Raw genomic sequence first — 13324 nt, 5'->3', positions numbered from 1 at the left:
TTCGCTAGACCGGTCGTCGCACATCGGGCGGTGACGATGGTTCAGGGGGCCTGCGTCCCTTACGTTGAAAGAGGATCAACGTTCGAGCACGCCCATGAGCAAAGCATCGCATCCGTCCGACACCTCGGTCTGGACTCACTGGTTCGGGCCACTGCCGCAAAACCTTCCGCCCAGCACGCCGGTCCGCTACGTCGGCGAAGCGCTGGTGCTTGGGACGCTGACGTTCGTCGTTCTCGCCCTCGCGCTCGTCGGCGGCCTTTGGCATCGGCTGCCGGTGTTCGGCGACGCGTTCACGGCGTACATCGGACCGAACGGCCAGGTCGTGCCGCTGCCGCTTCACCTGAAGCTCTGGCTGGAGATTCCGTTCTCGCTCTGGTCGCGCGGTCGGTTCTTCGGCGCGCAGGTGTCGGCGTACGCGTCGCTCGTCCAGCAGTTGCCGTTCGCCATGTTCTACGGCCGGCTGCTCTTCGCTGCTTCGCTGGCCCTTGCCGTCGCTACCTACATCACAAAGCTGGCGCTGCGCCCGCGCGATCGGCTGATCCACGTTGCGGGCGAGCGCCTGCTGCGTGGCACCGAGGCCGAACGGGCGGCCCAGCTCGAATCAAACGTGGTCAAGCCGTACATCTGGTTGCACCCGTCCCTGGCGCTGTCGAAAGACAACATGACGGAGCACGTGCTGATTTCCGGCGGCGTCGGTGGCGGTAAGACGCAGATCCTGCACCGCACGCTCCGGCAGATCGTCGCCATCCAGCACCGGCAATTGTGGCGCGACATCGCCGCGCTGCTCGAGTCGGCGTCGACCACCGACACGCAGCGAAACCGCCTGCTCGCACCGTTGCGGGCGATAGCGCTGCAGAAGGGCGAGACCGCGGAGCCGCAGGCCACCGACGTCAAATCCTGGCGCAGCCGGTTCAAGAAATCGGACGCCGAAACCAGACGCGAGCTGCGCCGGCTGGTGGCCGCCCTCAACGCCGAGCTGGGCATCCGGCCAGATCCGGAGCGGCCGAAAACGAAGCTGCTGCTCTACGACCGAAAGGGCGACTTCACCGAGCGCTACCCGGACGGCGTCATCGTCTCGCCCTGGGACGCGCGCTCGGCGGTTTGGGACATCGCGAAAGACTTGGTCGACGTGTCGGCCCGGCGCGCGATGGCCAGCATCCTGAGCCCCACGTTCGACGGCGACAAAAACAAGTGGCTGAACGACGGCGCGGCCGGCGTCATCTACGCGATCCTCGAATCGCTGTACGCTGACTTCGGCATGAGCTGGGGCTGGCACCAGCTGCTGGAGCGCGGCGCGTACCCCCACGGGCAGCTCTACAAACTTGTGCAGCAGCACAACCCGGTCATCGCGAAGACGATCGCCGACGCTGACAACATGGGCACGCAATCGATCCTCGGCGCGGTCGGGCAGGCGTTCACCGTCGTGTCGCAGCTCACGCTCGCATGGGGCGACGTTGGTCCGGAGCGCCCGCGCTTCTCGATGCGCGAGTTCCTGGACGACCGTTACCAGGGCGAGCCGATGCTGATCCTGCGCAACGGTCGCGACGAAAGCTTGGCCAAGGCGTACATCTCCGTCTTGTTCAACGTCGCGCAGACGCAGATGATGAACGTCGAGGACACGGACAACAGCCACAACGAGGGCCGCGCCGTGTTCTTCGTGATCGACGAGTTCACCTCGATCGGTCGCCTCGCGGTCGAAGCGCTGACGGCAGTGGGGCGCAGCAAGGGCTGCATGGTCATTCTCGGCTTTCAGGACAAGGCGCAGATCCACAGCACGTACGACCAAAACTTCGCCAGTTCGCTCGAATCGATGGTCGGCACGAACGTCGTGTGCCGTCTGGGCCCCGGCGACACGCGCGACCGTATGACTCGGCTGATCGGCGAGCGGTTGGTCGGCACGGTCAACGTGAACACGAGCCTGTCCGCGGGAGGAACGTCGAGCACCACCGCGTACAGCGAAAGCAAGCGGGCGTTGATCGACCCGTCGGAGCTGACGGCCCTGGGCAAGATCGACGTGCCGAAGACGAAGGAAAACCCAAAGGGCTTCGCGATCCGGGCGATCGTGCTGCGCAACGGCAAGGCCAAGCTGCTCGCGTTCCCGGGCGTCGTGCTGCCGAAGGTCCGGCCGTTCTACGTCGAGGCGGATTGGTGCAAGCCGTATGGTGCCATGTCGGCAGGCGGCGGTACGGCATTCGCAGAGTTGGCGGCCGGTATCGCGGAGGGCGTGAGCGCTATCACCGCCGCGCCTCATGCGCCGGCCACGCAGGTTGTCGCCGACCACGACAACGGCGAGGTCACAGCAGCATCGGTCCTGGCGACACCTCGGGTGGTGGAAGCCGCACCAGCGACCAGCGTCGAGACCGTGGTCACGGTCACCGCAGCGGACGCGGAGTACCAGGCGATGTTCGACGAGCTCGATGGCGTGACGAACAGTCCGCCGGACATGGGCGAGGGCGGTGATCCGATGGCCGAGATCGCTGGCGTGGCTGCGGAGCAGGTGGCGACCACCGCAGCGGATGTGGTCGCAGGCGCGCTAGGCGACCACCTGGTCGAAACCGTGACGGCCGGCGTGAAGGCGCTTGATGCGTCGGGCGGAGCTTCGGATCCGAGGCCGCCGAAGCAGGCCGTGCAGTTTCGGCCGGTGCTGCTGGATTGATGACCGATCAGCTTGCCTCAATGCGAGGGTAGCCACAGATCAGGGGCTTCTGTGGACAGCTTACAAAGCCGGGTGTCGATCGCAAGAACCGGATTCACCCCGACATCGAGGATTGTGCTCGGTCCTGGAGCAAGGCGGTCTACATAAACGAGGTTTTATCGAGTTCTGGCAAATGGCGGAACGCCGGTTTTGCGAACAGATAACCCTGCATGAGTGTCACGTCCTCGGCCAAGAAGAAATCGCGCTCGCCCTTTGTCTCAATGCCTTCTGCGATCACCCGAATACCCAAGTCATTAGCGATGGACAAGATCCCCTTGACGATCCGTTGGCGCACCGAATCTTGATCGATGTTCCGAAGCAGAAACATGTCCAGTTTTACGATGTCAGGCTGGAAATCCACGAGCAAGGCCATCCCCGAGTAACCCGAGCCAAAGTCGTCGATAGCAGTCAGAAAACCATATTCCTTGTACGATCTAAAGACGTTGACGATGTGCGTCCGATCTGCGATGAATTCTCCTTCGACAGTCTCGAAGATGATCTTGTCGAGCGGAAAGCCATGTGTTTCTGCTGCCGTCAGCGTCGTTCGGATGCATGCTTCGGGCCGGTAAACGGCATTCGGCATAAAGTTAATCGATAGGTGTGCGTCCAGCTTCAGTTCAGCCGCTGACGCGATGGCCACTTGTCGGCATCGCTGATCGAACGGGTACTTGTTCTGTTCGTCCATCTGGGACAACACCGCGCTTGCCGGTTCGCCGTTTGCCCCTCTCACCAATGCCTCGAATGCGAAAGGCTTTTGGTCTCTCATGTCTACTATAGGTTGGAACGCGAAGCCTATGTCCATTGACAACGCATTCCCCTGCTTGCACGCACTGCACCCTCGCGAAGGGAGTGACGGCGACGGAAGTTTGTTCATCCTGAAAACCCTCGTTGGCCGATTCTTGCTGCATTGCGCAGAAGCGTCGGCACCAGCGGTCAGGCACCTCCGAGGAGGTGCATCCGCCAGGTGTGTCGATTAGGCGTCGATCGGGGAGTAACGAGTGTTAGGCCGTACACCTGCCGGAACCGAGCGTATAGAAGACGGCGGGATTGCTTCAAACATGCTCTCTCGGCCGTTTAAAGGAGCCGAAGGCACACAGCGCCGGATAGCGTGTGCCGTTGGCCCGGGTTACTCAGTTAACGGCACGGCGAGCAGTTGCTTTAGTTGCGGTCTTAACGTGCGAAAACGGTGCGTCCCCTCACCGGATATCGAAGGTCACCCTTCTGCGTCCAGCCGAAAAACGGCCACGGAGTCGGCGAGCATGCGTCCCTGGTCATCAAGTGCTTTTGACGCCGCAGCGACTTGCTCGACGAGTGCCGCGTTTTGTTGCGTCACTTCATCCATCTGCGTGATTGCCAGATTAACCTGCTCGATGCCACGGCTTTGCTCTGCCGATGCCGCCGCGATCTCCTCGGTGATGCTGTTGACGCGGGCCACTGCTTGGGTGACTTCCGTCATCGTCCCGCCGGCTTGGTCGGCAATCGCAGCGCCGTCTTGGATCTTGCCGACCGAGGCACCAATCAGCTCCTTGATTTCCTTGGCGGCACTTGACGAGCGTTGTGCCAACTGGCGCACCTCGCTGGCCACCACCGCGAATCCTCTCCCCTGATCGCCGGCACGGGCCGCCTCCACCGCAGCGTTGAGCGCGAGAATGTTCGTCTGAAAAGCGATTCCTTCAATGATGCTTGTGATGTCGGCGACTTTGTTTGAGCTGGCACTGATTTCCGACATCGTGTCGACAAGCAGGCCAACCGCCTGGCTGCCTTTTTCTGCGATGCCTGACGCTTCGCTCGCAAGGCGGCTGGCGCGGCTCGCGCTTTCGGCGTTCCGGCTGACGGTGGCGGTTAACTCCTCCATGCTTGATGCTGTCTCCTGCAAAGCAGCAGCTTGCTGTTCGGTCCTCGACGAAAGGTCGATATTTCCGGCCGCTATCTCGCGCGTGCCGGAAGTGATGCTGTCCGCCGAACGTCGTGCTTGGCCCAGCAATCTGACAAGGCTTTGCTGCATCGCCGACATCGATGCCAATACGCTACTCGAAGGTGCCGCATCCGCTCGCGGAATGTGGCTGAGATCTCCGTCGGCAATACGCTTAGTAATCTCCGATAATTCGAAAGGCTCTGCTCCGAGTGTGCGCAGCACCTTTCGCGTGATGACGACGCCTGACAAGACGGCGACCACGACTGTGAAAAGAACGATAGCGATCAAGTGGAGCCGTTGGCGTGCGTAATTCTCTTCTGCTTGGGCGACCAACTGCTCGCCCCGAACGCGCGTGTATTCGCCGTATTCATCGGTTGCAGCAATGAGAGCAGCAAGTAAGGGCCGGCACCGCTGGTTGATTTTCGTCGTCGCCTGCTCGCGCCGATTATTGACGGCATCGTCGACGATATCGAGAGCAACGGGACCGTAGTCTTGCTCCACAGAAGCAATTCGCTCAACCAAGGCTCGCGCGCGACCACCGTCGTCACGAACATTCGCGACCATGCCTTCGAGCTCGCTCAGCGTGTGCTGGACGTCTTCGTGCGCTTTCACGACCTGGGCGTGTTCCTTCGGGACGTCGTCCGGGTTTTGCGCCAAGGTCAAGTCGCGGGCCAGGATCGCACGCTCATCGACGCTCGAGCGTATGCGCGCGGCGAGCTGTGCGCGTCGAGCGACGCCATTGACGTAAGAGCTGAAGCGTTTGTCTGCGGCGCTGAGCTGTGAGAGCGCTAGACCGCTCACAATAAGTACGAGCAATACGAGGACTGCAAAGGCGTACGCCAGCGTCGATCGCACCGATATTGGTCTTTTTTCCATCATTACCCCGTGAAAGAACGTGTCGAGCGGGTCGACGAACGTTTTCTGAATTTTCCGAATTTTCCGATTAAACGCCGCGGTTCGCCCGGAAAACCGAGGTCATCCCTCAAATTAGGCGCGAATCGGCTCGCTGGTCCATGCGATTGCGGTATACTACATTCCGATTTTGCCGGTTTGGTGACAAAAAGGAGACACCTGTGGAAGACCCTGTGTTAACGACCCACGAAGCTGCGCGCCTTCTCGGTGTCTCGGTGCGTACGGCGCAAAACTGGATCGAGAGCGACATTCTTGACGCCTGGAAGACCCCCGGCGGGCATCGCCGTGTGCGCGAAAGTGCGGTGCTCGAGCTCAGAGATCGACTGGCGCAGGGAGCGGCGCGGGAATGCCCGCGCGTATCAGTGCTGTTGCTGGCCGGCTCCGAGGTTGCCGATTGTTGTCATGAAAAGCTCTCGGCGATACAGGGGGTCACTATTGAACGGACCGCCGACACCCTGTCGTCGCTCGTTGCGGTCGGGCGGCTGTTACCGACGGTCTGCGTGCTCGAAGTGCTCGCCGGAGCGTGGGACCGTGGCGCGATGGTGGGGCACTTGCTCAACGATCCTTCGCTCGAGCATATGCGGGTCGTGGCGGTTTGCGATTCGATCGGACGCGGCTATCTCCAAGCGTTCATCGCGCATCCGCGGCTTTGCCTCGTGGCGCACGAAAGCGCCTCGGCCGCGGATGACGTCGCTCATCTGGTCCGCACTCCGTTTTTGGAAGATTCGGCAGCGGCCGCCGAATGTGACCTTCCGGAGCTGCCTTACCCATTACCTCCGAATGAGCCAGGTAGGTTGTCGGCGGTTCGTCGTGCGGGCCTCGTCGATACACGCTACGAGGCCGAGTTCGACGAAATCGCTGAGTTTGCGGCCCGCACGTTGCATGCCCCGATTTGTCTTATCAGTTTGCTCACGCAGGACCGGCAGTGGTTCAAGGCTCACTTTGGGTTGGAGGCGCGACAAACGCCGCGAGCCTGGGCATTTTGCAACTACACGATTGCGAACGATTTCTTCGCCGTGCATGACGCGCGTGAAGACGAGCGGTTCCAACGCAATCCGTTGGTGGTCGGGCCGCCTCACATTCGGTTCTACGCCGGAGCGGCTCTTCGTGACGTCGAGGGCTTTGCCCTCGGGAGCCTTTGCGTGATCGACCGTTCGCCGCGGGTGTTAGATGCTCAGGAGCAGGGGACGCTCCGCCTGCTTGCCGGCCTCTTGACCGATCGAATCAATCTCGCAATAACGACGCGCCAGTTGCATTCGCGCAGGCCGGGTGCGGCGGTGTAGTTTCGGAGCGAGAGCATGTTGCCCTAGGGCAGCCTTCACCTTGGGCTCCGGGCCCGCCTCGCAGGTGCGGCAAGGTTCCGCTGTGGCCTGCGACGCCTATTTCCGTCAAAGGCAATTGCGGAAAAAGCAACTTCGCGCTGGAGCATTCCGGCGAGCAAGCCATCACTGATGGCCGCGCTCAATCGAGTCGAGAATAAGTTGCCGATGACGGATGAAGTTCCGAAGGATAGCGTTCATCAGACATAGGAGATCCTCCGCCAAAGCCGCATTTAGTCCTGCGGCCGTCAGGTTCTCCACCCGCGCTTGTTGGACCGAAATGAGGTACACGGCGTAGCGGAGACGGTTGTTGGCGCTAAGCAGGTGCGCCTGTTCGTCGACTTTCGCTCGCATGGAACAGCCTCCCGCACCGCCTTCGACCTGAACGGTTCCGTCGCGATCCGCTGCGTCATTATGTGGCATTCCGCGCGCACGCAGCAATATGCCAACCGTTTGGCGAGATTCCGCACGGCTGGAAGACGATCTGCCTCGCGGAGGTTCCAGAAGGCGTTCTAGGGGTCATCGCATCCATGTTGGAAATGTACGCTGGTATGAGAATCGACAGACCGTGAGTCTTTGCGACGAAGAAACGCGGCGGCGGATGGCTGACTAAACGGCCGCTTTCCCGCTGTTCGGCAGTCCTCTTCGGGTCGGCCAGCGCCAACAACATTCAGCCGTGAAAAATCTCCGGAGCATCTATTTTTTCCATTCTTTGTGGTCGCAAGCCGGCCAAGCCGTGCATCCAAAGAACGCCTTGCCGCTGGCCTTCGCGGTTTTCTGAACCATGTGCCCGTTGCCGCACTTCGGGCACGGCTTCGCGTCCTTCGGCACCGGCTTGTCCGACGCTCGCGGTTTCGCTTCGCACCCGGGCGGAGGCGGCGGCAGCTTGGCGGCCCTGGCCGAATCGACCAGCTTGCGCAGCGCCTCGACCATCTTCGCTTCGAACACCGGTAGCGGCACGCGGCCCTCGGCGATGCCGTCCAGCAGCTTTTCCCAACGCGACGTCAGCCCGGCATCGGTCAGCGTCGGCGGCAGCGCCTCGACCAAGATCTGCCCCAGCGGGGAGGCCGAGATCGTCTTGCCTGTCTGAACGATGAAGCCTCGCTTCAGCAGCGTTTCGATGATCGCTGCGCGCGTCGCGCTGCGCCCGATGCCGTCCAGGGCGCGGAGCTTTTTCTTTTCCTCGGGATCGTCGACCAGCCGGTGCACGTGCCGCATCGCGTCGAGCAGCGTGCCTTGGGTAAATCGCGGCGGTGCGGACGTGCGACCTTGGTCGGCTTTCGCATCGTTGACGCCGACGGCCTGGCGTTCCTGAAGCTGGGGCAGCGTCGGCGCGTCGGCCGGCGTCTCGCTCGCGCCGAACAGCACACGCCATCCCGCCACGCGCACCACCCGCCCGCGCGAAACGAAACGGTGGCCCGCCGCTTCCACCTCAACGACCGCCTTGTCGACCTCGCACAATGGCATGAACTGCGCGACGTAGCGCTCGCTCACCGCGCGGTAGACGGCCAGCTCGACGGGCGACAGCGATGCCCAATCTGGAGCGGTGCCGGTCGGGATGAGACCGTGGTGCTCGCCGAGCTTCGCATCGTTCCAGGCACGGCTGACCAGCGTCGGGTCGGCTTGCTGCGCGAACCCGGCCAGGTCGGCTACCGTGCGCCCGACCGCCGCGAGCACAGCCGGCGCATCGGCCAACTGCGCCGTGGCCAGCCACGGGCAGTCCGTGCGCGGGTACGACATCGCCTTCTTCTCGTACAGCGATTGCGCCGCCTGCAACACCTCGGTGACGGAATGGCCGTCCTTCGCGTTCAGGGCGCTTTGCAGCCCGGTCAGCTCGAACGGCATCGGCGCAGGCTCTTTCGCCGGCTTGCGCTCGTAGCGCACGACCGTGGCTCGACCGACGCCTTTCACATCGGCGACGACGCGCTCGGCCGCCGCCTGGTCGACGAACCGGTCGCCGGTCGGCTCGTCGCTGCTGTCGCCGTCGTCGTCGTCACCGGCACTGTCCGAGGATGCCGCACCGGCGGCACGCTGGGCGCTGAACTTCGCCCAGAAGGGCACGTCCGGTCGGGCCGGATCGGCGAACTGGGCTTGCACCGTCCAGAACGTATTTGGCACGAACTGGGCGATCTCGCGGTCGCGTCGCACCACGATCGCCAACGTCGGCGTCTGTACGCGTCCGACGGACAGCACACCACCGTACCCGGCCTGGCGCCCCAAAACGCTGTATGCGCGCGTCATGCTCATGCCGATCAGCCAGTCGGCGCGCTGCCGGCCGAGGAACGCGTCGTACAGCGGCTTGAACCGCGTGTTGTCATGCAGGTTGGCCAGCTCGCGCTTCACCGTCGGCTCGTCGAGCGACGGGAGCAGCAGGCGCTTCACAGGCTTCGTGTTGCCCAGGGCGATCAGCAGTTCGTCGATGATGCCCTGGCCCTCGCGCCCGATGTCGCCAGCGTTGATGACCTCGTCGCAGCGGGCCAGCAGCCCTTTGATTGTTTTGACCTGCTCGACCTTGTCGGCCGACGGCTTCAGCTTCCATTCGGTCGGCACGATCGGCAGTGTGTCGAATGACCAGGTTTTGAACGTCGGGTCGTAATCCTCCGGCGGCACCTGCTCGAGCAGATGGCCGACGCACCAGCTCACGAGCCAATCCGGACCTTCGACGTAGCCGTCGCGCGGGTGACGGGGGCCGGGCAGGAAGGACGCGATGGTTTTGCCCATGGCGGGCTTTTCGGCGATGAACAAGCGCATAGGTGGACCTCGTGCGAAGCGGCCGGACGGCCATCGGGTCAACCTAAAAAACGAGAGAGGAAGGGCAATAGGGTGGGCGTTGATTTGCGACAAGCGGTCTATCGACGGATGCTGTGTGGCTTGTCCGAGCCACGGGCTTTGATAGCCTGGATCGAGATCAACCGCTTCGAGGTTTGCTATGACCGCTCGCGTCACCCCGCTCGATTCCCGTGGCCACGATCGCAAGGGCGGCGACCACCTCGATTACTTGGAGCACGAGGGCGGGGCGTATCGCTACTACCAAGGCAAGGACGGCCAGCTCCACGATGCGACGCAGTGGTGCGGGGCTGGCGCCGAATCGCTCGGCCTGGCTGGCCGTATCGATTTCTCGATCGTCCGCAAGCTGGCGGCAGGGTTCGGCCCGGACGGCAAGGCCAAGCTTTGCCAGAACGCAGGCAAGGCCAGTCATGAGGTGGGGGCCGACGTGACGTTTTCGGCGCCGAAAGCCGTGTCGGCGTTGTACGCCAAGGCGACCGTCGACGAGCAGCGCGAGATCCTGCGCGTGCAGCAGGCCGCCGCTGCGGCCGGCATCGCGTTTTACCAGCGGTCGTGTACGAGTCGACGTGGCAAGCAAGGGCACGAGGAGATCGGCATCCAAGGGATGGTCGCCGCGTCGTTCACGCATTTCGACGCCCGCCCCGTCGAGGCGGATCCGGCCGTGCATACCCACGCGTTGGTGCTTGGCAACGGCAAGGCCGTCACCATCGACCCGCAGCTTCACACGCACACGTTGCTGTTCAACACGGTGCTGTGCGACGACGGCGTCTGGCGCACATTCAACACGGATCAGCTCATGCGGTTGCAGATGGCGACCGGCGCGATCTACCGCGCCGAGCTGGCGAAGGGCCTTGCCGAGCTTGGCTACGGCATCGAGAAGCAGGTCATGGTCGACGCAGACGATCGTCCAACCGGCGACATCAGCTTCGGCGTCGTCGGGACCACGCCCGAGGAGTTGGCCGAGCTCTCGCGCCGCACCGAGCAGATCAACGAATACGCGGAAAGCCACGGGACGGATCGGCTGACGGCCGCGAAGCGCTCGCGCAACGACAAGGACTGCCCGCCGCACGACGACTTGACCAAACACTGGTCCGACCGCCTCGACGACCTGCGGACGCGCGGAGCGCTGCGCTACCGCCACGCGAAGGACATGAAGGGGCTGCCGTCGAACGTGGGCGGCGCCAGCCTGGACGCGATCACGGATCAGCTCGAAGCGCACGAGGTCTATTTCACGCGGGCTGCGGTGATCCAGCGCGTCGCCCTGGAATACGTGGGCGTCATGTCCGCCGGGGACGTCGAGAAAGCGGTTGACGCGCAACTGGCCTCGAATCGCTTCGTGGCGCTCGACAAGACCGACGACCACGGGCAAGCCCTTTACACGTCGCAGCGGCAGATCGACCGTGAACTCTGGATGGACGCGCACAGCCGCGCCGGCGTCAGCAACCAGGCCGTCCGTTTAAACGCGGAGGCGGTACAGGCCGCCATCGCCGAGTTCACCGCGAAGAAGGGGGCGCCGTCCCTGGAACAGCGGGCGGCGATCGAACGGGTCACGATGGGCACCGGAACCGTGGCGATCATTGAGGGACGCGCCGGCACGGGCAAGAGCTACACGAGCGAAGCGATCAAACGGGCGTTCGAGTTGGAAGGCTACACGTGCCTGGGCGCCGCCATCGCCAACGCCGCGCAGAAGAAGCTGGAGGCCGAATCCGGCATGGCCAGTTCGTCGATCACGTCGTTGCTGGCTCGGCTCGACCGCGGCATGCCGTTGCCGAAGCGCTGCGCGATCTTCGTCGACGAGATCGGCATGGTCGATAGCCGGAGCTGGTACCGACTCAAGCGGCACGTCGCCGCGGCGGAGAAGGACGGCGCCGTCGTCAAGCTGATCGGCTTGGGCGATCGGAACCAGTTGGCGCCGGTTGGCGCGGGCAACCCGATGCAGGCCGAGGTCAAAGTCGTCGGCCGCTCTTTGCTGACCCGCATCCGCCGGCAGCGCGACCGGGAGGATCGAGTCACGTCATCGATGTTCTACGGCCAGAACGCCCAAGACATCATCGGTATCGAAGCGATCGAGGCGAAGCTGAAAACCCTGCCGTCAGGCCCATCGACCGAGCGCGACCGGCTCGAGCGGGAGCGCGAACGACTGGACCGCAAAATCCTCGGCGACGCAATGGCCGGCGGCACTATCGACGCGGCCGCTGTCTTCAAACGGCTATGCGACCGTGGCCAGGTGGCGCAGGCTGAGGATTCGGTCGCCGCGATGCACCGCTTGGTCGACGATTACTTCGACGCCCGGGCGACGGCGGACATTCCCGATCCGCACCGGCCGGGCGCGTTCCTGGCCCGCGCGGGCGAGCTGCTGCCACCGTCGGAGAAACTGATCCTCGGCTCGACGCGCAGCGACGTGGCGGCGCTCAACGACGCGGTCCGGTCCGGGTTGAAGCAGCGGGGCCTGCTGCGCGACGGCTATGCGGTCAAGACGATCCAGTCGAACGGCGAGTACAAGGTGCTGGAACTGTCGAAGGGCGACCGCATCCGTTTCGGCGCAGCCAATACGAGACTGGACGTGATCAACGGCACGACGGCGACGATCGAATCGATCCAGTCGGCGAAGGACGGGCGAGGCTACGATCTTGTGTTGCGCGAATACTCCGACATCGCCAAGCTTCACGGCCGAACCATCCGTTTGAACACCGAGGACGAGCGCCACCTGTCGCATGCGTACGCGGTCACCGTTCACAAATCCCAGGGCCAAGGTTTGGCCTGGGTGGGTGCGCTGGCGAACGCGCGCATGCTGGACAAGGCGGCGGCCCTCGTTGCGTTCACGCGGTCGAAGCAGGCGTTCCGGTTCTACGCTGGCCAGATGGACTTCAAGGGCCTGGCGGAAGCCTTCGCCCGCGAACGGCTCAAGCGGAACGCCATCGATTTCGCCACGCGGGCGCAGCGTCAGCGCTTGGACGAGAAGCGGCAGGAGCGCGACACCACCATCGCGCAGCAACGCTCCGAGATCGGGGAGCGAGAAGCTGCGACGGCGATGTCGCACCGGTTCGTGAGGGCGACACGGGCGTTGCGCGAGGCGTGGCGAGACCGACGGGATCGGCATGCCCGAGAGCGCGACGAGCGTCTGCTAGGCGTGCGTACGCCACTCGAAAGGCTGCGGGTGGTTGCGGCCCACGCTCGCCGTCCGTTCATCGATGCGCTCGATCGTTGGCGCGGTCGGTGGAGCGTGCGGACGACGGTAGTTCCGGAGGCGTCAGGCCGGCGTGATCCTTTGCGAGAGGCTCAGATCAAGCGGGCGCACCAACCGCAACGGATGTAGCTGAGGCGTGCGGCGCGATGCTGCAAAGGTCGATCTCGCTCGAAAGGCGACCCAGGGTCGGCGAATGCGCGAAATCGACCAAAAGCGGCCTCCGAGCTTTCTCGTTACCGGACAGTCGCGACGCGCACTTCGACGGCAATATGGCGCATAGTGGGCCACCCGGATTTCCAGTCCAGGCCGGTCTGCAAAACAACTCCCACCTGAAGAGCATTGGAGAGCCAGATGAGCTTCCCTCGGTTTTTCGCCTTCCAAAGGTCTCGGGTTATGCCGCCGCGCCCTTGGTCTGCTGAGCCTTGATCCAGTCCTGAAGAAAGCGTTCCGGAGAAACAAAGCCGAGTGACGAATGACGACGACTGCGGTTGTAAAACACTTCGATATAT

The 13324-nt window shown here is 63.4% G+C and carries 7 protein-coding genes; 3 read left to right on the top strand and 4 right to left on the bottom strand.

Features of this window, described 5'->3' with window-relative positions; translation table 11 throughout:
* Positions 1-94: 94 nt before the first annotated feature.
* Positions 95-2656, top strand: a complete 2562-nt coding sequence (locus C0Z18_RS02025; RefSeq protein ID WP_102643712.1) for a type IV secretion system DNA-binding domain-containing protein — start codon at positions 95-97, stop codon at positions 2654-2656.
* Positions 2657-2795: 139 nt separating this feature from the next.
* Here C0Z18_RS02025 and C0Z18_RS02020 read toward each other — a convergent pair whose 3' ends face one another.
* The gene (locus C0Z18_RS02020) at positions 2796-3569 is read right to left on the bottom strand and encodes an EAL domain-containing protein (protein WP_102643711.1); all 774 of its coding nucleotides are present in this window, start codon (positions 3567-3569) and stop codon (positions 2796-2798) included.
* Positions 3570-3908: 339 nt separating this feature from the next.
* Positions 3909-5486 carry a methyl-accepting chemotaxis protein gene (locus C0Z18_RS02015; RefSeq protein ID WP_102643987.1) on the bottom strand — a complete coding sequence of 526 codons (1578 nt, stop codon included), beginning with the start codon at positions 5484-5486 and terminating at the stop codon, positions 3909-3911.
* Between the two features lie 197 nt (positions 5487-5683).
* Between C0Z18_RS02015 and C0Z18_RS33820 the strand changes: the two genes are divergently transcribed.
* The gene (locus tag C0Z18_RS33820) at positions 5684-6805 is read left to right on the top strand and encodes a GAF domain-containing protein (RefSeq protein ID WP_158244187.1); all 1122 of its coding nucleotides are present in this window, start codon (positions 5684-5686) and stop codon (positions 6803-6805) included.
* A 162-nt stretch (positions 6806-6967) separates the two neighbouring features.
* On the opposite strand, the gene C0Z18_RS02005 is transcribed toward C0Z18_RS33820, so the two are convergent.
* Both C0Z18_RS02005 and C0Z18_RS02000 read right to left on the bottom strand, forming a co-directional pair.
* Complete coding sequence (locus C0Z18_RS02005) at positions 6968-7195, bottom strand: hypothetical protein (RefSeq protein ID WP_102643986.1); 228 nt, start codon at positions 7193-7195, stop codon at positions 6968-6970.
* Positions 7196-7537: 342 nt separating this feature from the next.
* Complete coding sequence (locus C0Z18_RS02000) at positions 7538-9592, bottom strand: DNA topoisomerase 3 (RefSeq protein WP_102643709.1); 2055 nt, start codon at positions 9590-9592, stop codon at positions 7538-7540.
* A 178-nt stretch (positions 9593-9770) separates the two neighbouring features.
* Here C0Z18_RS02000 and C0Z18_RS01995 point away from each other — a divergent pair, with 178 nt between their 5' ends.
* Positions 9771-12944, top strand: coding sequence for a relaxase domain-containing protein (locus C0Z18_RS01995; protein WP_102643708.1), 3174 nt, complete (start codon positions 9771-9773; stop codon positions 12942-12944).
* The last annotated feature ends 380 nt before the right edge of the window (positions 12945-13324 follow it).

Source organism: Trinickia dabaoshanensis, from assembly GCF_002879885.1.
Lineage (GTDB): Bacteria > Pseudomonadota > Gammaproteobacteria > Burkholderiales > Burkholderiaceae > Trinickia > Trinickia dabaoshanensis.
This window is presented reverse-complemented; position numbering and strand designations above follow the sequence as displayed.